The 20,583-nt window shown below is 61.6% G+C and carries 14 protein-coding genes; 8 read left to right on the top strand and 6 right to left on the bottom strand.

What is annotated here, in order from left to right:
- Window positions 1-47: 47 nt before the first annotated feature.
- Entirely contained in the window at window positions 48-887 is an 840-nt protein-coding gene (locus CLU91_RS06175) for a hypothetical protein (RefSeq protein ID WP_100873458.1), read from the top strand.
- Window positions 888-902: 15 nt separating this feature from the next.
- A complete protein-coding gene (locus tag CLU91_RS06170; RefSeq protein ID WP_100873457.1) occupies window positions 903-3,104 on the top strand; it encodes a penicillin acylase family protein in 2,202 nt (733 codons plus the stop codon).
- A gap of 84 nt (window positions 3,105-3,188) precedes the next feature.
- Here the strand turns inward: CLU91_RS06170 and CLU91_RS06165 are convergent, their stop codons facing one another.
- Together CLU91_RS06165 and CLU91_RS06160 are read right to left on the bottom strand one after the other, a co-directional pair.
- Complete coding sequence (locus CLU91_RS06165; RefSeq protein ID WP_100873456.1) at window positions 3,189-4,370, bottom strand: trans-sulfuration enzyme family protein; 1,182 nt, start codon at window positions 4,368-4,370, stop codon at window positions 3,189-3,191.
- On the bottom strand, window positions 4,367-5,758 hold the full coding sequence (locus CLU91_RS06160) for a pyridoxal-phosphate dependent enzyme (protein ID WP_442906412.1): 1,392 nt from the start codon (window positions 5,756-5,758) through the stop codon (window positions 4,367-4,369). The genes CLU91_RS06165 and CLU91_RS06160 overlap by 4 nt, the downstream gene beginning before the upstream one ends.
- A 294-nt stretch (window positions 5,759-6,052) precedes the next feature.
- Between CLU91_RS06160 and CLU91_RS06155 the strand changes: the two genes are divergently transcribed.
- Window positions 6,053-6,601 carry a thymidine kinase gene (locus CLU91_RS06155; RefSeq protein ID WP_072453233.1) on the top strand — a complete coding sequence of 183 codons (549 nt, stop codon included), beginning with the start codon at window positions 6,053-6,055 and terminating at the stop codon, window positions 6,599-6,601.
- Window positions 6,602-6,614: 13 nt separating this feature from the next.
- Here CLU91_RS06155 and CLU91_RS06150 read toward each other — a convergent pair whose 3' ends face one another.
- Both CLU91_RS06150 and CLU91_RS06145 read right to left on the bottom strand, forming a co-directional pair.
- A complete protein-coding gene (locus CLU91_RS06150; protein ID WP_100873454.1) occupies window positions 6,615-6,887 on the bottom strand; it encodes a putative signal transducing protein in 273 nt (90 codons plus the stop codon).
- A 51-nt stretch (window positions 6,888-6,938) separates the two neighbouring features.
- Window positions 6,939-8,909 (bottom strand): methyl-accepting chemotaxis protein, encoded by a 1,971-nt coding sequence (locus CLU91_RS06145; RefSeq protein WP_198521259.1) that lies wholly within the window; start codon window positions 8,907-8,909, stop codon window positions 6,939-6,941.
- 519 nt (window positions 8,910-9,428) lie between these two features.
- Here CLU91_RS06145 and CLU91_RS06140 point away from each other — a divergent pair.
- A complete protein-coding gene (locus tag CLU91_RS06140; RefSeq protein WP_100873453.1) occupies window positions 9,429-11,699 on the top strand; it encodes a carboxy terminal-processing peptidase in 2,271 nt (756 codons plus the stop codon).
- 199 nt (window positions 11,700-11,898) lie between these two features.
- Here CLU91_RS06140 and CLU91_RS06135 read toward each other — a convergent pair whose 3' ends face one another.
- Window positions 11,899-12,825, bottom strand: a complete 927-nt coding sequence (locus tag CLU91_RS06135) for a LysR family transcriptional regulator (protein WP_100873452.1) — start codon at window positions 12,823-12,825, stop codon at window positions 11,899-11,901.
- A gap of 131 nt (window positions 12,826-12,956) precedes the next feature.
- Here CLU91_RS06135 and CLU91_RS06130 point away from each other — a divergent pair, with 131 nt between their 5' ends.
- On the top strand, window positions 12,957-14,171 hold the full coding sequence (locus CLU91_RS06130; protein WP_100873451.1) for an MFS transporter: 1,215 nt from the start codon (window positions 12,957-12,959) through the stop codon (window positions 14,169-14,171).
- A gap of 164 nt (window positions 14,172-14,335) precedes the next feature.
- Here the strand turns inward: CLU91_RS06130 and CLU91_RS06125 are convergent, their stop codons facing one another.
- Window positions 14,336-15,019 (bottom strand): pentapeptide repeat-containing protein, encoded by a 684-nt coding sequence (locus tag CLU91_RS06125; protein ID WP_232730642.1) that lies wholly within the window; start codon window positions 15,017-15,019, stop codon window positions 14,336-14,338.
- 309 nt (window positions 15,020-15,328) lie between these two features.
- Between CLU91_RS06125 and alaC the strand changes: the two genes are divergently transcribed.
- From alaC to metE, 3 genes are all read left to right on the top strand, one after another.
- Window positions 15,329-16,549, top strand: a complete 1,221-nt coding sequence (gene alaC / locus CLU91_RS06120) for an alanine transaminase (protein WP_100873449.1) — start codon at window positions 15,329-15,331, stop codon at window positions 16,547-16,549.
- 261 nt (window positions 16,550-16,810) lie between these two features.
- Window positions 16,811-17,713, top strand: coding sequence for an HNH endonuclease (locus CLU91_RS06115; RefSeq protein WP_100873448.1), 903 nt, complete (start codon window positions 16,811-16,813; stop codon window positions 17,711-17,713).
- A gap of 399 nt (window positions 17,714-18,112) precedes the next feature.
- Window positions 18,113-20,401 carry a 5-methyltetrahydropteroyltriglutamate--homocysteine S-methyltransferase gene (metE, locus tag CLU91_RS06110; RefSeq protein ID WP_100873447.1) on the top strand — a complete coding sequence of 763 codons (2,289 nt, stop codon included), beginning with the start codon at window positions 18,113-18,115 and terminating at the stop codon, window positions 20,399-20,401.
- Window positions 20,402-20,583 lie beyond the last annotated feature (182 nt).

Here is a 20,583-nt window from a genome sequence, read left to right as displayed (position 1 = left end):
GCATTCGTGCCGGCGCGGACCATCGCGCCGCACTATTGAGGACAACCATGAATATCACTATCAATCAGGTGCTGCAGTCGTATATCGACCCGCTCACCGCCAGCGAGTACGCGGCGCTCGAACGCAGCCTGCTGGCCGAAGGCTGCCGCGACGCGCTGGTGCTGTGGAACGACGTGCTGATCGACGGGCATAACCGCTACGCCATCTGCCGCCAGCACGGCATCGAATTCAAGACCATCCAGAACACCAGCTTTACCTCGCTCGACGACGTCATGCTGTGGATGATCGACAATCACCTGGCGCGCCGCAGCGTGTCGGACTTCCAGCGCGGCGTGCTGGCCCTGCGCAAGAAGGAAATCGTTGCCGCGCGCAGCCCGGCGCCCGTCAGCGCGGCTGACGCGCCGGACGGCGAAAACGCGCCGAAGCCCCCCATGAGCACGCGCGAGGAAGTCGCCAAGGCGGCGCGCCTGAGCAGCAACCAGATCAGCCAGATCGAAAAAATCCAGAAGGCGGCCTCGCCGGAACTGGTGGAAGCCGTCCGTTCGGGCACGATTTCCATCAACGCGGCAGCCACCGTGGCTTCCTTGCCGCCGGAAGAGCAGGTGGCGGCCGTCGCCGGCGGCAAAAAATTGCTGCGCCAGGCGGCCAAGGAAATCCGCGAACAGCGCGCTGCCACACGCACGCCGCGCGAGCCGAAAGCGCCTCACGTGTCGCAGGACACGCCGGAAACGGGCAATGAGCCATGGGCGGACAACGCGGCCCAGGCGCCTGCTGAGGCGGAGCGCCTGCGCGGCGAGATCGCCAGCCTGAAACAGAAGGTGGCGCAGCTGCAGGCGGAAAATGTGGAACTCAACCAGCGCATCGCCACGCTGATCGACGCATCCTGATTACTGGAGTAGTGCATGCTGGCTCGCCGCACCCTGTTTGCCGCCATCGCCTGCGGCGCCGTCGCAGTTCCCCCTGTGCTGGCGGCGCCCGCCGCTTCTGTCACGGACATGGCCCGCTGGCAGGCGCAGGCCGCCAACGTCAGCATCGCGCGCGACACGTGGGGCATCCCCCATGTGACGGGCAAGAGCGATGCCGATGCCGTCTTTGGCTTGATGTATGCGCAGGCCGAGGACGATTTCCCGCGCGTGGAACTCAATTACATCAACGCCATGGGGCGCCTGGCGGAAGTGGAGGGCGAACGGGAGCTGTACCGCGATCTGCGCATGAAGCTCTTCATCGACCCGCTTGCGCTGCAGGCGCAGTACCGCGCCAGCCCGGCGTGGCTGCGCAAATTGATGGATGCCTTTGCCGATGGCCTCAATTTTTACCTGGCCACGCACCCGCAGGTCAAACCCAGGCTGATCGCGCATTTCGAGCCGTGGATGGCCTTGAGTTTCAGCGAGGGCAGCATCGGCGGCGATATCGAATCGATCAACCTGGCGCAGCTCGAAGCGTTTTATGGCCAGCAAACGGCACCTGTAGCGCTGGCCAGCGTGGAGACTGGACTGGAACCTGAACCGAGCGGCTCGAACGGCTTCGCCATCGCGCCCGCCATCACGAAAAACGGCCATGCGCTCTTGATGATCAATCCGCACACGTCCTTTTACTTCCGTCCCGAAGTACAGATGACCAGCGGCGAAGGCTTGAACGCGTATGGCGCCGTCACCTGGGGCCAGTTCTTCGTCTACCAGGGTTTCAACGAGCGCCTCGGCTGGATGCATACGTCGGGCGGCGGCGACGTCATCGACGAATACCTGGAAAGCATCGTCGACAAGGACGGCGCCTGGTTCTACCGCTATGACGGCGGCCTGCGCCCCTTGAAGACCGTGGCGATGACCTTGCCATATAAACTGGCGAACGGCGCCATGGGATCGAAAACCATCACCGTCTATTACAGCCATCACGGCCCCGTCGTGCGCGCGCAGGACGGTAAATGGGTGGCCGTGCGCCTGATGCATGAACCGTTGAAGGCGCTCACGCAGTCGTACACGCGCACCAAGGCGCGCGATTACGCGGCGTTTTACAAGACCATGGAACTGCGCACGAATTCGTCGAACAACACGGTATATGCAGATGCGGACGGCAATATCGCCTACTTCCACGGCAATTTCATCCCCGTGCGCGACCCGCGCTTCAACTGGAAGCAGCCCGTCGACGGCAGCGACGCGGCCACGGAATGGCAAGGGCTGCACACGGTGGCGCAGACCATCACCCTGTTCAATCCGAAGAATGGCTGGATACAGAACACCAACAACTGGCCGTATTCGGCGGCCGGCGCCTGCAGCCCGCGCCAGGGCGATTACCCCGCCTACATGTCCGTGTACGGCGAAAACGCGCGTGGCCTGCACGCCGTCAAGGTCTTTCAAAATAAAACAGGTTTTACCCTCGACAGCCTGATCGCCGCGTCCTACGACAGCGAACTGACGGCGTTCGAAGCGCTGCTGCCGCCGCTGTTTTCCGCATACGATGCACTGCCGGAGAACTCTGCGCAAAAGCTGGCGCTGGCCGATAAAATCGCCTTGTTGCGGGCGTGGGACTTGCGCTATGCGCTGACGTCCACCGCCACCTCGCTGGCCGTGTTCTGGGGCCAGGAGCTGGCCGAGCTGACAGGGAAACAGGCGCGGGAACTGGGCGTGCCGGTGGTCGACTTCATGGCCACTGACAAGGTCAGTGCGGACCAGCGCCTGGCCGCGCTGGCAACGGCGGCCGATAAACTGCAGCGCGATTTCGGCCACTGGCAAACACCGTGGGGCGAGATCAACCGCTTTCAGCGCCTGACGGGCGACGTGGTGCAGCCGTTTGACGATGCGCGACCGAGCTTGCCCGTGCCTTACGCCTCGGGCAACTGGGGCGCGCTGGCCGCGTATGGACAGAGCAGCAAGAGCACCACGCGCAGGATTTACGGCGAGCGTGGCAACAGCTTTGTCGCGGCCGTGGAATTCGGTTCGCGCATCAAGGCGAAAAGCATCCTCGCCGGCGGCCAGAGCGGCGACCCGACATCGCCGCACTTCAAGGACCAGGCGGCCATGTACGCGCGGGGCGAGTTCAAGGAAGTGTTGTTTTATCCCGAGGATGTCGCGAAGCACCTGGAGCGCCGGTACCGGCCGGGGGAGTGAGGCAGCCCCACGGCAAGAGCCGGGGTCGTACCCTCCGGCATGCCGTAGGTCGGATTAGCGCAGCGTAATCCGACAATCACCCCTTCAGATCGCATCAAGCGCCGTGCGCAAGTCATGCCGCAGGTCTTCGATGTCCTCGATGCCCACGGACAGCCGGATCAAGCCGTCGCCGATGCCCAGCTTGGCCCGCTGTTCGGGCGGGATGCTGGCATGCGTCATCAGGGCCGGGTGCTCGATCAGGCTTTCCACGCCGCCCAAGCTTTCGGCCAGGGCGAACACTTCGCAGCGCTCCAGGAAGCGGCGCGCGCCGGCCAGGTCCGTGTCGAGGTCGATCGAGATGATGCCGCCGAAACCATCCATCTGGCGCTGCGCCAGCGCGTGCTGCGGGTGCGATGCCAGGCCCGGATAGAAGACTTTTTTCACTTCCTTTTGCTGTTCCAGCCACTGCGCCAGCGCCAGCGCGCTTGCGCAATGGCGCTGCATGCGGATGGCCAGGGTTTTCACGCCGCGCAAGGCCAAAAAGCTGTCGAACGGCCCGGCAATCGCGCCCACCGAGTTTTGCAAAAAGCCCAGCTGCTCGCGCCATTCGGCCTGGCGTGCTTCCGCGCCGACGATGGCGATGCCGCCGATGATGTCCGAGTGGCCGTTCAGATACTTGGTGGTCGAGTGCACGACGATGTCGAAACCATGTTCGAGTGGGCGCTGCACCAGCGGGCTGGCAAACGTGTTGTCGGCCACGGCGATGATGCCCCGTGCGCGGCAGATGTCGGCAATGGCCCGCAAATCGGCCAGTTTCAACATGGGATTCGTGGGCGTTTCCACCCACACCATCTTCGTTTCCGGGCGCAGCGCGGCCAGCAGGTTCTCGGGATTGGTCAGATCCACATACGTGAATGCGTGCCCGGCCGAGCGGCGGCGCACGCGCTCGAATAAACGGTAGGTGCCGCCATACATGTCGTCGCCGGCGACGATATGGCTGCCGGCATCGAGCAATTCCAGCACGGACGAAATAGCGGCCAGGCCAGAGGCGAAGGCGAACGCCGCGCTGCCGCCTTCCAGGTCGGCCACGCAGCGCTCAAGCGCCCAGCGCGTGGGATTGTGCGAGCGGCCATAGTCGAGGCCCTTGTGCACGCCGGGGCTGTCCTGCACGAAGGTGGAGGTGGCGTAGATGGGCGGCATGATGGCGCCCGTCGACGGGTCGGGCGACTGGCCGGCGTGGATGACGCGCGTGGCGAGATGGCTCTTGCGGGTGGTTTCCTGGCTCAAGATAGTGTCCTGCGTAAGTGGTTGAGAAGGTCGAAGCGGGTGATCAGGCCATAAAAGGCGGTATCGTCGGCGACGACGGCCGTCAAGCCCCGGTCCAGGGTGGCGCGCAGGGCGGGCAGGCCGCTCGATGGCGCCAGGGTTTCCAGTTGCGTCGTCATCGTGGCGCCCACCAGACCGGCGAAATGCGCGGCGTCGCTTGATACGTGCAGCAGCAAGTCCGACTCGTCGAGGATGCCGACCAGCTGGCCGCCGTCGATGACGGGCAGTTGCGCCAGGTCGCTGGCGCGCATGCGGTTGAAGGCCGTGAGCAGGGTGTCGCTCGGTGCCACGCTGACGACGTCGCCCTCGTCGTAGCGGCGCCCGATCAGGTCGCGCAAGTCGCCCGACACGGCCCGCTGCAACAGGCCCTGGTCGCGCATCCAGCCGTCGTTGTAGACTTTGGATAAATAGCGCGTCCCCGTGTCGCAGACAAACGTGACGACGCGCTTCGGAGTCGTCTGCTCGCGGCAGTATTTGAGGGCGGCCGCCAGCAGGGTGCCCGTCGACGAACCGCCTAAAATGCCTTCGGCGCGCAAGAGGGCGCGCGCGGAGTCAAAACTTTCCTGGTCCGTGATGGTGTAGGCCTTCGTGACGCTGTCCATGTCGGCGATAGAGGGAATAAAATCTTCGCCGATGCCTTCGACGGCCCACGAGCCGCTGGTGTCCGACACCTTGCCCGTGTCGATGTATTCGGTGAGGATGGAGCCTTGCGGGTCGGCCAGCACGAATTCCAGCTTCGGCTGTGCCTTGCGGAAGTAGCGGGTCAGGCCCGTCAGGGTGCCGGACGAACCGACGCCGACGACGATGGCGTCCACGTCATGCCCGCTTTGCTCCCAGATTTCGGGCGCCGTCGTCGTTTCGTGGGCCAGCGGATTGGCGGGATTGTTGAACTGGTCGGCAAAGAAGGCGCCCGGCAGTTCGCGCGCCAGGCGCGCCGCGTAATCCTGGTAGTACTCGGGATGGCCCTTGCCCACGTCCGAGCGCGTGGTGTGCACTTCCGCGCCCAGGGCTTTCAGGTGCAGCACTTTTTCCGTCGACATCTTGTCGGGTACGACGAGGATCACGCGGTAGCCCTTGATGCGGCCCACCAGGGCCAGGCCGATGCCGGTATTGCCGGCCGTCGCCTCGACGATGGTGCCGCCCGGCTGCAAACTGCCGTCGGCTTCGGCCGCTTCGATGATGGACAGGCCGATGCGGTCCTTGATGGAACCGCCGGGGTTTTGCGATTCCAGTTTCAGGAACAGCTGGCACAGGCCCGTGTCGAGCCTGGTCACTTCGATCAGCGGGGTATTGCCGATCAGCTTGTATAGCGCTGGCGGCTGGGATGGGGATGGCATTCGATCATTCATGGTGGCTCCTGTCAGAGAAACAACGGCTCCGGATTGTGTCCCGAGCCGCCTTCCGTGCCGCGCAGTGTAGGCGGGTGGACGAGTGCGGCGAACGAATGTTTATATGCTTGCATATGCGCTCATCGCATATCGGCGGCAAGGTTCGCGATGCGAGTATGCGCCGTTTTTTACCCGCTTGCCGCGCCAAAGGCACGACTATTAAGCTGCCGCAAGCGCACCATTGCGATTTATAATCACGCCTCGAAAAGGTGCTGAACAGTATCCAGAATAATCAGACAGACAGGGCAGGCGGCAGTGGCAAAACTTTATTTCCGGTATTCCGCGATGAACGCGGGCAAGTCGACGGCCTTGTTGCAGGTCGCGCACAATTATGAAGAGCAGGGCCAGCAGGTGCGCCTGTACACGGCCGCCATCGACAGCCGCTACGGCGTGGGCCGGGTCACCTCGCGCCTGGGCCCGCAGCGCCAGGTCGACATCTTCCACGCCGACACGAATTTCCTCGACGATATTCCCCAGGTGGCCTGTTTGCTGGTGGACGAGGCGCAATTTCTCAGCACGGCCCAGGTGCAGCAACTGCATCAGCTGGCGCAAGTGAAGGGCGTGCCCGTCATCTGCTACGGCTTGCGCACGGATTTCAAGGGCGAACCGTTCCCCGGCTCGGCCTATCTGCTGGCGCTGGCCGACGATATCGAGGAGTTGAAGAATATTTGTACCTGCGGCAAGAAGGCCACGATGAACATCCGCGTGGATGAGCAGGGCCGCCGCATCAAGGAAGGCGAGCAGATCAGCATAGGCGGCAACGAGAGTTACCGCCAGGCGTGCGGGCGCTGTTTCTACGCGTAAATCTGCTCGTAAATCAATCGGCGACGGGCGCGCCCACATCGGCATCGTCCGCCAGCGCCAGATCGCCCCGCTCGAAGGCGGCCAGGATTTCATTGGCGCGCGCCACATCGTGTTCACGCACCATGACGCGGGCGCCGCCGATGGCGGCTGCCAGCAGCATGTCGGCCTGCATGTGCTGGTCGTCCGTCAGCAGCACGTCGATGCCGGCCGCTGCCAGGCAGCCGCGGATGACGTGCGCATCCGTGGGGATCATCAGCCGGGCTATTAAAACGTAGTCGTCGTGCATCGTGTCTCCTGGCAAGGTGGGTTCGTCCCCATCTTAGCACCCGGATTGCTCTTACAGCTTGAACACGCCCACCACCTGGTTCAGCTCATGCGCCTGCTCTTGCAGGGCGTCGGCGGCCGCGGCCGCTTCTTCCACCAGGGCCGCGTTCTGCTGGGTCACCTGGTCCATCTGGGCGATGGCCTGGTTGACTTGCTCGATGCCGCTGCGCTGCTCGTCGCTCGCCTGCGCGATCTCGGCCATGATGGTGCTCACTTGCTGCACGCTGGCCACCACGGTGTCCATGGTGGCGCTGGCCTGGCTCACTTGTGCGTGGCCCAGGTCGACCGTGCTGGCGGATGCCTGGATCAGGTCCTTGATGTCTTTCGCCGCTGCCGTCGAGCGCTGCGCCAGGGTGCGCACCTCGGTGGCGACGACGGCAAAGCCGCGTCCCTGCTCGCCGGCCCTGGCCGCTTCCACGGCCGCGTTCAAGGCCAGGATATTCGTCTGGAAGGCGATGCCGTCGATGACGCCGATGATGTCGGCGATCTTGCTTGATGAGCTGCGGATGGCGTCCATGGTGCTGGCCACTTGCGCTACGGCCGCGCCGCCTGTCGCTGCCAGGGTCGACGAGTCGCGCGCCAGCCGGCTTGCCTGCTGGGCGTGATCGACGTTCTGGCGCACGGTGGAACTGAGTTCTTCCATCGAGGCGGCCGTTTCTTCCAGCGAACTGGCTTGCTGTTCCGTGCGGCTCGACAAGTCCAGGTTGCCGCTGGCGATTTCACCGGACGCCGTGGCGATTTGCCCGGCGCTGCCGCGCACGTTGCCGACCACTTGCGACAGGTTGTCGCTGATGCGGTTCATGGCCCGCAGCAGGCGGCCGATTTCGTCCAGCCTGGTCGTATCGAGGTGCACCGTCAGGTCGCCGGCGGCGATTTGCTCGGCGGCCGTTTCGGCGGCGGCCAGCGGACGCGACACGAGGGTGCGCACCAGCCAGTACAGCAGCAGGGCGAAGACGAGCAGGGCGATGAAGCCGGAAACGGCCAGCTGCTTGCGCATCTGGCGCGCTTCCAGGGTGATCTCGTCCGTGAACGTGCCGCCCGCGATGATCCATTGCCAATCCTTGAACTGGCGGAAATACAGCTGCTTTTCGCGCGCGCTGGCAGCCGTTTCGCCGGGTGCCGTCCACGTGTAGCGCATGGTGCCGTCTTTTTGCGCCAGCATGTCCTGGATGAACAGGCGCCCGTCGCTGGCCTTGAAGTCGAGCGCGCTCTTGCCTTCGCTGTTCGGGTGCAGCACCAGCTGGCCGTAACTGGCGCCGGGGGCCGTGTCGACGATATAGATATAGCCCGTCTGGCCGATCTTGACCTGGCGAATCTTCTCTTTCAGCATGGCCAGATTCTTGCTGATATCGAGGCCGATGAACAGCACGCCCACCACCTTGCCGCCCGCATCGCGCACGGGGTCATATTGCGTGATGTATTGCTTGCCAAACAAGGTGGCCATGCCGACGAAGCGCTGGCCCGCGCGCAGCGGCGCAAAGCTGGGGTGATTGTGGTCGAGCTGGGTGCCGATGGCGCGTTCGCCATCCTGTTTTTTCAGCGAGGTGCTGATGCGCACGAATTCATCGCCATTGGCAGCAAAAATGGTGGCGATCACGCCCGTCTGCGCCGTGTAGCGGTCGACCAGGGCCGTGTCGAGGTTGAGCACCTTGCCACCATTGGCCAGCGCCGGCGTGGCCTTGCCGGCCACGGCCACCATGGCGCCCGCGTCGACTGTGAATGGGCCGGGAAATTCGGCCGCGAACAGCCGCGCGAAGCTGGCCGCCTCGTTGACCATGGCCGTATGGAATACTTGCGTGGTCGTCATGACGCTATTGAGTTCGCTGGTGACGGCCGCTTCGGCGCGCTGTTCCAGTACGGTCGAGGTGCGGATGCTGATCAAGGTCGTCAGGCTGGCGAGAATCAGGCTGACGAGGGCAACGGTAAAAACGGTAATCTTGCCGCCGACACTACAGTGGCGGGGGGAGAAGGAAATTGTAGGCATAGTGTGAGTCTGGCAAAGGGTAATCAGCTCGGCCATTCCTGGTCATGACATGACACGTGGGGAGGGGATCTGGTGGGGGATGCGCTTGAAGCGCAGGCGTGTCCGCTTGGGAGCTGCGCGCGTGCAAGCAAAATTTCAGGCCGCGATGATAGCATGTTGCTTGCCTTTTGTTACTAAGTGTTTCCCGCAGGAATCATTTTTTCGCATAAAAACATCGCTTGCATCAAGGATTGTAAAACTGTCCCATTGACTTTTTTGATTTCAATGGGGCATGTTGATCTTCGTCGCTGGCAGGGGATGCGATTTTTGTCACGAATGTTTCACTTTGTAATGAATGAGACGCGGCCTTTAATCCGCGTTTAAGCTTCCGGGAAGAAACTGATCTTCCATGGGAGAGTGCAGGCCGTATCCTGTAGAATAATATGCAGACCAGTCGTGTATTCCCCTTACTGTCTTGCTGGCTGGCGCATGCATAGCTGCGCCGCCTGGAATTGATTCAACTAATTTTCGGAGAAGCCGATGAAGAAGCAAATGATGCTGGTCACCCTGGTGCTCGCCCTGTCAGCCCACGCTGGCGCAGCCCAGACGGACAAGAGCGCCGCTCCTCCGCTCACCATGAAGCCGCTGGCCCAGCAAACGCAGGCCGCCTTGTGGGCATCGCGCGTCCTGACGCGCGTCCATTACAAGGCCACGCCGCTCGACGACGCCATGTCGGAGAAAATCTTCGACCGCTATTTCAAGTCCCTGGACGCGGAAAAACTGTTTTTCGTGCAGGGCGACATCGACCGCTTCGCCCCGCTGCGCACCAGGCTCGACGATGCCATCATCAACGAAGACCTGACGGCGCCGTTCGCCATCTACAACCTGTACCAGCAGCGTTTCGACGAGCGCATGGCGTATGCGCGTGACTTACTCAAAACCAAGTTCGACTTTGCCGCCGACGAGAGCTACCAGATCGACCGCGAAAAGGCTGCCTGGCCGAAGAACGACGAAGAAGTGCGCGACCTGTGGCGCAAGCGCGTCAAGAATGACTGGCTGCGCCTGAAACTGGCGGGCAAGGAAGACAAGGCCATCCGCGAAACGCTGGACAAGCGCTATGAAAGCTACACGACCCGTTCGCGCAAGCTCAACAGCGAAGACGTGTTCCAGATCTTCATGAACGCCTACGCCATGTCGATCGAACCGCACACCAATTACCTGGGCCCGCGCGCTTCGGACAACTTCGACATCGCCATGCGCCTGTCGCTTGAAGGCATCGGTGCCGTGCTGCAGACGCGCGATGAATACACGGTGGTGCGCGAAGTTGTGCCGGGCAGCCCGGCAGGCTTGTCGGGCAAGCTGAAAGTGGGCGACCGCATCGTCGGCGTGGGGCAGGGCGAAAGCGGCCCCATCACCGAAGTGCTGGGCATGCGCATCGACGACGTGGTGCAGCTGATCCGCGGCGCCAAGGATTCCGTGGTGCGCCTCGACATCCTGCCGGCCGACGCCGGCCCGGACGCCAAGCACGTGGTGTTGCCGCTGGTGCGCAAGAAAATCAGCATGGAAGAGCAGGCGGCGAAGAAATCGGTCATCGAAGTGCGTGAAAACGGCGCCAAGCGCCGCATCGGCGTCATTTCGCTGCCGACCTTCTACCAGGATTTCGAAGCGCGCCGCCGTGGCGACAAAGATTTTAAAAGCGCCACGCGCGACGTCAGCCGTTTGCTGGCCGAGCTGAAGAAGGATAAGGTCGACAACGTCCTCATCGACTTGCGCAACAACGGCGGCGGTTCGCTGAACGAAGCCGTCGAACTGACGGGCCTGTTCATCGACAAGGGCCCGGTCGTGATGCAGCGCAATGCCGAAGGCAAGGTCGACGTGGAAAGCGATACGAATGCGGGCCTGGCCTGGGATGGTCCGATGGGTGTGCTGATCAACCGCGGCTCCGCATCGGCCTCCGAAATTTTCGCCGCCGCCGTGCAGGACTATGGCCGCGGCGTCATCATCGGCGAAGGCAGCTTCGGCAAGGGTACCGTACAGACCTTGTTCAACCTCGACCGTTTCGGCGGCAGCGAGAAAGCCCGTTTCGGCGAGCTGAAAATGACCATCGCGCAATTCTTCCGCATCAATGGCGGCACCACGCAATTGCGCGGCGTCACCCCCGACATCAAGCTGCCAGCCATGTCGGACACGGAAAACTTCGGCGAATCGAGCTATGACAATGCCCTGCCATGGGTGGCCATCAAGCCGGCGCCCTACATCCCGACTGGCGACCTGAAAGAAATCGTGCCGCTGCTGGACAAGAAACATGAAGCGCGCGTGGCCAAGGACAAGGATTTCCAGTACTTGCTCGATGACATAGCTCTGGTCGTCAAGCAGCGCAAGGAAAACCAGATTTCGCTCAATGAAACCGTGCGCCGCAAGGAGCGCGATGCCCAGGAAGCGCGTGCCAAGGCGCGTGAAAAACGCCTGATCGCGCAAATTTCGAATCCTGCCGACGACCTGGTGGTGATTCCTGATCCGAAAGACGTGCTGAAAGGCGCGAAAGCGGCCAGCAAGACGGCCAGGCAGATCGCCGCCGTGAAGGGCGCCTTGCGCACCGACGACGGCTTGCAGGGTGACGAGCGCGCGCTGAGTGCCGAGCTCGATGCCGAAACGGCTGCCAAGAGCGCCAAGGACGTGCTGCTGAACGAAGCGGCGCGCATCCTGGCCGACGAAGTGGCGCTGATCAAGGCAGACACCCGCCTGGCATCCAAGGTCTTGCCGTATGCTGCCGATGTGAAGGCGACACCGGTGGCGGCGACAGCGAAGTAATGAATGCGGGGTCAGACCCGTCGGGTCTGACCCCAGCTTTTGCTTTGGGGTAAACAGTAGTTATTGGTTTCGCGTATTTCTATCATTTCAACAATCAATTGGATTGATATACCGCGATGCAGCATAATTCATCTGTCTCCTCTATTCTCCTCCAAGAAAATAGATTCAGCCCGCTCTCGTAGCGGGCTTTTTTTTTGCCTCAGATATTGTGCGTGGGCAGTTGCACGTCGAACTGGGCGGCCAGCAAGGCCGTGATCCAGCCGGCAAACGCCTGCAGCTTGGGTGTGGACAGCCGGCCTTGCGGCGTCAGTAGTGACATGGGCATGGGCGTTGGCGGGTGGTCGGCCAGCACGGCGACCAGCGCGCCGCTGTCGAGGTACTCGCGCACCTGGTACATGGCCGCCTGCGCCAGTCCCAGCCCCTGCAAGGCGCAGGCAACGCTGGCGTCCGCATCGTTGACGGCGATGGGGCCGGCCATCTGCACGCGCACGACCTCCTTGCTTTGTTGAAAATCCCAGTCGAAAGCGCGTCCCGTGCGGCCCGAGTAATGCATGATGCCCCGGTGCACTGCCAGATCGGCCAGGGTGTGCGGCGTGCCATGTTGCGCCAGGTAGGCGGGTGAGGCGCACGTGACGAAGCGCATCAGGCCGATTTGCTTGCCGATGAAGGCGGAATCTTGCAAAGTGCCCACGCGCAAGGCGCAATCGATGCCTTCCTGCGTCAGGTCGACCAGGCGGTCCGTCAGGCTCAGCTGCAATTGCACGTCCGGCCAGGCGGCGTGGAATTGCGCGATATGGGGAATGATCAGGCGCCGGCCCACGGTATTGGGCAGGTTGATGCGCAGCAAGCCGCGCGGTTTTTTCGCGTCGGGGCCGCGAAACGCCAGTTCCGCCGTGTCGACGGCTTTCAAAATATCGATGCAGTGGCGAAAGTACTCGGCCCCTTCCGGCGTCAGGGACAAACGGCGCGTGGTTCGCTGCAGCAATTGCGTGCCCAGGTAGGCTTCCAGCTTTTGCAGGGTGGCCGTCAGCGCGGCGCGCGGCAAATTCAATGTCTCGGCCGCCTTGGAAAAACTGTTGGCTTCGACGATGCGCACGAAGGTTTGCATGGCCTTGATCTTGTCCATGAGATAGCTTCCGGTTAATTGTTCATCTTATTGTCCATCTTATGTGAAAAGTATAGACGGATTATGCGCTGATTATCTTTGGCCCGGTTTTGCTTAGAATGGCCACATCCCTACCGAACCGAGGAAACAACATGAACAAGGCCTCATCTATTACTCCCCACGACATTGCGCCCGCCATGGTGTTGCTGCTGGCCGTCGCTTCCGGCCTGATCGTGGCCAATCTGTATTACGCGCAAACCCTCGTCGGGCCCATCAGCGCCTCGACGGGCTTGTCGGCCAAGGCGGCCGGACTGATCGTCACGCTGACGCAAGTCGGCTATACCCTGGGCCTGCTGTTTGTCGTGCCCTTGGGCGACTTGCTGGAAAACCGCCGCCTGATCGTCACGGCCCTGCTGGTGACGGCCACGGCCCTCGTGGTGGCGGCCCTTTCCACGGGCGCCATCGTGTTCCTGGCCGCCGCGCTGGCCATCGGCTTGGGTTCCGTGGCGGCGCAAGTGATCGTGCCGTTTGCCGCCCACCTGTCGCAGGAAGCGACGCGGGGCCAGACGGTGGGCAAGGTGGTCAGCGGCTTGTTGCTGGGCATCATGCTGGCCCGCCCCGTGGCGTCATTGGTAGCCGCGCACGCCAGCTGGCACGTGGTGTTTGGCGGCGCCGCCGTGCTGATGCTGCTGCTGGCGCTGGTGTTGCGCCGCGCCTTGCCCGTACGCCAGCCCGTGTCGAACATGAAATATCCGGCCCTGATGGCCTCGCTGTGGCATCTGCTGCTGGGCACGCCCGTGCTGCGCCGCCGCGCCGCCTACCATGCGGGCCTGTTTGGCGCCTTCAGCCTGTTCTGGACCGTCACGCCGCTGGTGCTGGCCAGCCCCGCGTTCGGCCTGTCGCAAACGGGCATCGCCATCTTTGCCCTGGTGGGCATGGCCGGTGCCATTGCCTCGCCCATCGCCGGCCGCCTGGCCGATGCGGGCCACACCTTGCCGGCCACGGCCGCCGCGCTGGCGCTGGGCATCGTCGCGTTTGCCTTGCCGATGTTGGCGCCGGAATCGAAACATGTAGCGCTGGGGCTGCTGGTGCTCGCTTCCATCGTGCTCGACATGGGCGTGGCGGCCAATCTCGTGCTGGGCCAGCGCGCCATCTTCAGCCTGGGCGCGGAAGTGCGGGGCCGCCTGAACGGCCTGTATTTCGCGCTGTTCTTCGCTGGCGGCGCGGCCGGTTCGGCCATCGGCGCCTGGGTGTACGCCAGCTACGGCTGGCCAGCGACCTTGCTGACCGGCATGGCGTTTCCGGGCCTGGCCCTGCTGGTGTGGCTGGCAGAATTTGTGCCGCTGGCCGCGCGCCGCCCGGCTTGAAACCCTGATGCCCGCTCATTATCACTGATAGCTATTTCTATCATCATGAATATAAAGTGGCGTGATATGCCGCGATGCCGCAAGATGCACTTGTCTCCTCTATCTCCTCCAAGGAAATAGATTCAGCCCGCTCCTGTAGCGGGCTTTTTTTTTGTCTGTTCAGATCAAATCACCACCAGGTCGAGCGCCCGCATGAAGTTGGCCGCCTGCGCATGCGTAATGACGGCGCCTTTCAGCTGCGCCGCTTCGCTCAATTTGAAACCGTCGATATCGGCGCCGCGCAAGTCCGCGCCCTGGAACTTTGCCAGTTTGATGGTGGCGTTGCGCAAGCTGCCCCCTTCGAAGACGGCTTCGCGGAAGTCGCAGCCGGCCAGATAGGCGTCGGAAAAATCGAGCTGTTTTAATGTCGCCTTGCGGAACGAGAAGCCGCGCAGGTCGGCGCCCACCAGCAGGCTGTCTTCGAAGGTGAGGCCCAGGTGGGCCACTTCCTCGAACGCGGCGCCCGTCAGCTTGCAGCCGCGGTAGGTGACCGAGGCCAGCTTGGCGCGCCGCCATTTCGTGTTGTTCAGGTCGCAGCCTTCGAACGTGGAATCGACGGCATCGACGGACTCGAAATCGGCGCTGCCCGCGCGGCAGCGGCGCCACGTGCTGCGCGCCAGTTTGCTGGCGAACAAGTTGGTTTCGGCAAAGGTGCAGCGTTCAAACGTGCAACCTTGCAAATCGAGGCGCGACAAGTCTTCGCCGTCGAAGCCGCAATCGATGAAGTGATGCACTGATTGCGCCAGTTGCTGCTCCATGCCGGCCCGGTCCAGGGTCATGCCAGTTACTGCGGTGTCGTGTGTTGCCATCCGTCTCATTCCTAAAGTAAAAAACAGGGGAGGGATGGCGCGGCGGGAAAATGCACGAACCAGAACACCTCCCCGGCTGGTGGTACAGTCAGAGGTCAGCGCCGTGGGTCCGCGTGGGCGGGAGCATGCCGGACTGTGCCGGGCACTTACCGGGTTACCAACCGGTGCGCTCATTTTCGATCAGCCTGCATTGTAACGGCTAGACTACACACTTGCCAGTTCTTGCGAAGCCGGGTTAGTATCGTTGCAGGCGCACGCATTGCGCCAACGTCGCTCGGACGGATCCGGGCGCTTACGTATAGAGATACCATGACCGACAGCCAAGCTCCGCGCAGCTTTTCGCGCATCAATCGTCTTCCCCCCTACGTTTTCAATATCACCGCCGAGCTCAAGATGGCCGCGCGCCGCCGTGGCGAGGACATCATCGACATGTCGATGGGCAATCCCGATGGCGCCACGCCGGCCCACATCGTCGACAAGCTGGTCGAGACGGTGAAACGCCCCGACACGCACGGCTATTCCGCGTCGAAAGGCATTCCGCGCTTGCGCCGCGCCATTGCACACTGGTACAAGAAGCGCTACGAGGTCGACATCGACCCCGACAGCGAAGCCATCGTCACCATCGGCTCGAAAGAGGGCCTTGCCCACTTGATGCTGGCGACGCTCGACCGTGGCGACACGGTGCTGGTGCCCAATCCCAGCTACCCGATCCACATCTGGGGCGCCGTGATCGCGGGCGCCGACATCCGTTCCGTGCGCATGGGGCCGGGCGTGGATTTCTTTGCCGAACTGGAACGGGCCATCCGCGAAAGCTACCCGAAACCGAAGATGATGGTGCTGGGTTTTCCATCCAACCCGACGGCGCAATGCGTGGAACTGGAGTTTTTCGAGCGTGTCGTGGCGCTGGCAAAACAGCACAATATTCTGGTGGTACACGACCTGGCGTATGCCGACATCACCTTCGATGGCTGGAAGGCGCCGTCCATCATGCAGGTGCCCGGTGCGCGCGACGTGGCCGTGGAGTTCTTCACCATGTCGAAAAGCTACAACATGGCGGGCTGGCGCATCGGTTTCATGGTCGGCAACGCGGAACTGGTGTCGGCCCTGGCGCGCATCAAGAGCTATCATGACTACGGCAGTTTTACGCCCGTGCAAGTGGCAGCCATTGCCGCGCTGGAAGGCGATCAAAGCTGCGTGACGGAGATCTGCGCCCAGTACCAGCGCCGCCGCGACGTGCTGGTGAAAGGCTTGCATGAAGCGGGCTGGATGGTGGAAAAGCCAAAGGCGTCGATGTACATCTGGGCGCATATCCCGGAAGCGTATCGGCACCTGGGCTCGCTGGAATTTGCCAAGCTGCTGCTGCAAAAAGCCAAGGTCAGCGTCTCGCCCGGCATCGGTTTCGGCGAGTACGGCGATGAATATGTGCGCTTCGCCCTGATCGAAAACGAGGCGCGCGTGCGGCAGGCGTTGCGGGGCATTAAGAATATGTTGCGTTCCGGCGACGCGAAAACGGAAGCGACAGCACAATAGTTGCCGCATGGAATGAACTGTTGCCCGTAATATCACTGCCGCGTATTTCTGACATCACGAATATAAAGTGGTTTTATATGCTGCGACGCGGCATCATGCATCTGTCTCCTCTATCTCCTCCAAGGAAATAGATTCAGCCCGCTCCCGCAGCGGGCTTTTTTTTGTCTGAAAATTCAACATCATCGGTCTGAAGGGTCTCTTGTGGACGTCGATGGGCAATGCATGTTTCAATACGCGGCTATCCTCCTATGAAAGTCCGCCATGGCACATGAAAATCTCAGCAAAGGACATCAAAAAGTTCCTGAGGCGGACACGTTTTTCATCAATAGCGATGCAACGTCAAATAATGAGTTCAGTTTTCATAACGAATGGTTAGTCAGGGGCGTTGCGGTGACCAGTGGCGGCCCCGAGTTCCTGGAAAAGATCAAGCGGCCCAAGCGCGGAGATACCCTGCTGTTATGGGTAAACAGGATCGGTATTGTTGCTGCTGGCACGGTGCTCGATGACGCGCCAGTCATTGTGTATCGCGGCGGGGGAGTGGTCAGTCCGAATGAACCAGAAGAGTATCACCGCATGGTGCGCTGGTATGCGGATCTGCGCAGTACGCCTGTTTCCTCGGCCGAAGTCGTTGTTTTTCACGGCACCAATCCGCGGCAAGCTTTCGGGGCCTTGAACAAAGGGAAGGAAGCCATCCTCGCATTGATCGCCAGCAGGGTGGAGCAAAATGATATCCATGATTTGCTGTCGAGGGGGAAGGGGCGATCAACGGAGATAGAAATACTGTGCCAGGCCCGGCGGGGCCAAGGCAGGTATCGGGATGAATTGCTCGCATTGTGGGACAGGAAATGTGCGGTAACGGGTTGCGATCTTGAGCCGGTTTTGCGTGCTTCGCATGCGCTGTCCTGGCAAGGAGCCACTGATCAGCAGCGGCTTGATCCCCATAATGGTTTGCCGCTGATCGCGACCCTGGATGCCTTGTTCGATCGGGGCCTGATCAGCTTTGCAGACGATGGCGCCATGCTGTGCTCCCCCTCGCTGCTGGGGCGGCATCGCGAACTCATCGGTTTGCCTGCTCCGTTGCGCATCGTTTTGAGGGAAGAACAGAAATATTATCTGCGCATGCATCGGCAACGCTTTGCGTTTTGTTCGCCGCCCCAGGATTGAACAATCATCGCTACGCTGCCCTCTATTTCTTTGCCGATGGCGCTGCATTTTTCCTTGTCTGGTCGAGATATGAATAATTCATATCTCCACTATCACAACATGTCATTGGATTGATATGCCGCAACGCGGCATCATGCATCTGTCTCCTCTATCTTCCTCCAAGAAAATAGATTCAGCCCGCTCCCGTAGCGGGCTTTTTTTTGCCCGTCGCCGTCACACAGTGCAGATTGGCTAAGCCGTCATCCGTTTAAGCGGGGCGGGTGTGACCCGCGCAAGACGGCCAGATGCGTTCGAGCGTGATTTCACATGAGTATAATTCATGAATATATAAAATATTATCATTATTTTTAATGGATTGAACCTTCTATGATGTGTGCATACTTCAAAAGGAGCAGCGTCATGACCGTCACGACACACAATCTGGGTTACCCGCGCATTGGCGCCAAACGCGAATTGAAATTCGCCCTGGAAGATTACTGGAAAGGCCAAAGCAGCCTGGACGCGCTGGAAGGCCAGGGCGCGCAATTGCGCCAGCGCCACTGGCAAGAGCAGAACGCGCTGGATTTGGCGCCCGTGGGCGACTTTTCCTTCTACGACCAGGTGCTGGACCTGAGCTTTACACTGGGCAACCTGCCGCAGCGTGTGCGCGGCCTGGAAGGCGCGGCGCTCGACAACTATTTCCGTGTGGCGCGTGGCCGTTCGGCCAGCGACAGCGATTGCAGCTGCGTCCACGCCGGCGAAATGACGAAATGGTTCGACACGAATTATCACTACATCGTGCCGGAATTTTCGGCCGGGACGCAATTCAAGCTCGACAGCAGCCGTTTGCTGCAGCAATTGGCGCAAGCGCGCCAGCTTGGTGTGAAAGCCAAGCCCGTGCTGATCGGCCCCGTCACCTATTTGTGGCTGGGCAAGGCCAAGGATGATTCCGACAAGCTGGCGCTGCTGCATGGCTTGCTGCCCGTCTACGTGCAATTGCTGCAGGAACTGGCCGCGCAGGGCGTGGAATGGGTGCAGATCGATGAACCGATCCTCGTCACGGAACTGGACGGCGCCTGGCAGCAAGCGCTGGTCACCGCCTACGATACCTTGCGCAAGGTCAAGAACGTCAAGCTGCTGCTGGCCACGTATTTCGGCAAGCTGCAAGACAATCTGGCGTTGGCGTGCAGGCTGCCCGTGCAAGGCTTGCATCTTGACGCCGTCAATGCCCGCGATGAAGTGGCGCAGGTGATGGCCCAATTGCCCGCCAGCAGCGTCTTGTCGCTGGGTGTGGTGAATGGCCGCAATATCTGGAAGACGGATTTGAATGACGTGCTGGCATGGCTGGAACCCGTGCATGCCAGCCTGCAATCGCGCCTGTGGATCGCGCCGTCGTGCTCGCTGCTGCACGTGCCCGTCGACCTGGACAGTGAACAACAGCTCGATACGGATATCAAATCCTGGCTGGCCTTTGCCCGTCAAAAACTTGATGAAGTGCACACCCTGGCCGGCGCGCTGAACCAGGGCCGCGCGTCCGTGCAAGCGGCGCTCGATGCCAATCATGCGGCCGTGCAGGCGCGCCGGCAGTCGAGCCGCGTGCACAATCCGGAAGTGAAAGCGGCCGTGGCGCGCATCGATGCGGCTTTGGGCCAGCGCGCCGGAGCCTATGCCGAACGTGCCGCCAAGCAAGCTGCGCTGCTGCAATTGCCGCTGTATCCGACGACGACCATCGGTTCCTTCCCGCAAACGGTGGAAATCCGGCAGGCCCGCAGCAAGTTCCGCAGCGGCCAGCTCGATGCAGCCAGCTACAAAAAACTGATGCAGGCGGAAATTGCCCATTGCGTCCAGGAACAAGAGGCGCTGGGGCTGGACGTGTTCGTGCACGGCGAAGCGGAACGCAATGACATGGTGGAGTATTTTGGCGAACAGCTCGATGGCTACGCCTTCAGCCAGTTCGGCTGGGTGCAATCGTATGGTTCGCGCTGCGTCAAGCCGCCCATTTTGTTTGGCGACATCAGCCGTCCGCGCGCCATGACGGTCGAGTGGAGCACGTATGCCCAGTCGCTGACGGACAAGCCGATGAAAGGCATGCTGACGGGCCCCGTCACCATCCTGAACTGGTCCTTTGTGCGCGACGACCAGCCCCGTTCCGTGTCGTGCTACCAGCTGGCGCTGGCCATGCGCGCCGAAGTGCTGGACCTGGAACAGGCCGGCATCCGCGTGATCCAGATCGACGAGGCGGCATTGCGCGAAGGCTTGCCGCTGCGCAAATCGCAATGGGCCGAGTACCTGCGCTGGGCCGTGGAAGCGTTCCGCATCACGGCCAATGGCGTGGCCGACGCAACGCAGATCCACACGCATATGTGCTATTCGGAATTTAACGACATCATCGCGCAGATCGCCGACATGGATGCGGACGTGATCACGATCGAAACGTCGCGCTCCGACATGGAATTGCTCGACGCCTTCGATGATTTCAACTATCCGAACGACATCGGCCCTGGCGTCTACGATATCCACTCGCCGAATATTCCTGCCCAGGAACAGATGGTAAAACTGATGTGCAAGGCGGCCGAGCGCATCCCCGCCCAGCGCCTGTGGGTCAATCCCGATTGCGGCCTGAAAACGCGGGGCTGGAAAGAAGTCATACCCGCGCTGGCCAACATGGTGGCGGCCGCGAAAACCTTGCGCGGCGATAACGCGGCCTGAGGCTGGCCGGGGGAAGAGGGCAGATATAGGGAATAGCTATTTCTATCATCACAACATGCAATTGGATAATGATGCTGCGATGCGGCATCATTCACCTGTCTCCTCTACTTCCTCCAAGGAAATAGATTCAGCCCGCTCCTGTAGCGGGCTTTTTTTTGCCTGTTTTTCGACGGCCGCATGCC

This window comes from Janthinobacterium sp. 64 (genome assembly GCF_002813325.1).
Classification (GTDB): Bacteria; Pseudomonadota; Gammaproteobacteria; order Burkholderiales; family Burkholderiaceae_D; genus Janthinobacterium.
This window is presented reverse-complemented; position numbering and strand designations above follow the sequence as displayed.

Excerpts from the sequence above, each read along its gene's own strand:
- CLU91_RS06160 (WP_442906412.1), bottom strand. The coding sequence starts at position 5,758 with ATGAATGATCGAATGCCATCCCCATCCCAGCCGCCAGCGCTATACAAG.
- CLU91_RS06135 (WP_100873452.1), bottom strand. The coding sequence starts at position 12,825 with ATGGACAAGATCAAGGCCATGCAAACCTTCGTGCGCATCGTCGAAGCC.
- CLU91_RS06175 (WP_100873458.1), top strand. The coding sequence starts at position 48 with ATGAATATCACTATCAATCAGGTGCTGCAGTCGTATATCGACCCGCTC.
- CLU91_RS06145 (WP_198521259.1), bottom strand. The coding sequence starts at position 8,909 with ATGCCTACAATTTCCTTCTCCCCCCGCCACTGTAGTGTCGGCGGCAAG.
- alaC (WP_100873449.1), top strand. The coding sequence starts at position 15,329 with ATGACCGACAGCCAAGCTCCGCGCAGCTTTTCGCGCATCAATCGTCTT.
- metE (WP_100873447.1), top strand. The coding sequence starts at position 18,113 with ATGACCGTCACGACACACAATCTGGGTTACCCGCGCATTGGCGCCAAA.
- CLU91_RS06115 (WP_100873448.1), top strand. The coding sequence starts at position 16,811 with ATGGCACATGAAAATCTCAGCAAAGGACATCAAAAAGTTCCTGAGGCG.
- CLU91_RS06125 (WP_232730642.1), bottom strand. The coding sequence starts at position 15,019 with ATGGCAACACACGACACCGCAGTAACTGGCATGACCCTGGACCGGGCC.
- CLU91_RS06170 (WP_100873457.1), top strand. The coding sequence starts at position 903 with ATGCTGGCTCGCCGCACCCTGTTTGCCGCCATCGCCTGCGGCGCCGTC.
- CLU91_RS06140 (WP_100873453.1), top strand. The coding sequence starts at position 9,429 with ATGAAGAAGCAAATGATGCTGGTCACCCTGGTGCTCGCCCTGTCAGCC.
- CLU91_RS06130 (WP_100873451.1), top strand. The coding sequence starts at position 12,957 with ATGAACAAGGCCTCATCTATTACTCCCCACGACATTGCGCCCGCCATG.
- CLU91_RS06150 (WP_100873454.1), bottom strand. The coding sequence starts at position 6,887 with ATGCACGACGACTACGTTTTAATAGCCCGGCTGATGATCCCCACGGAT.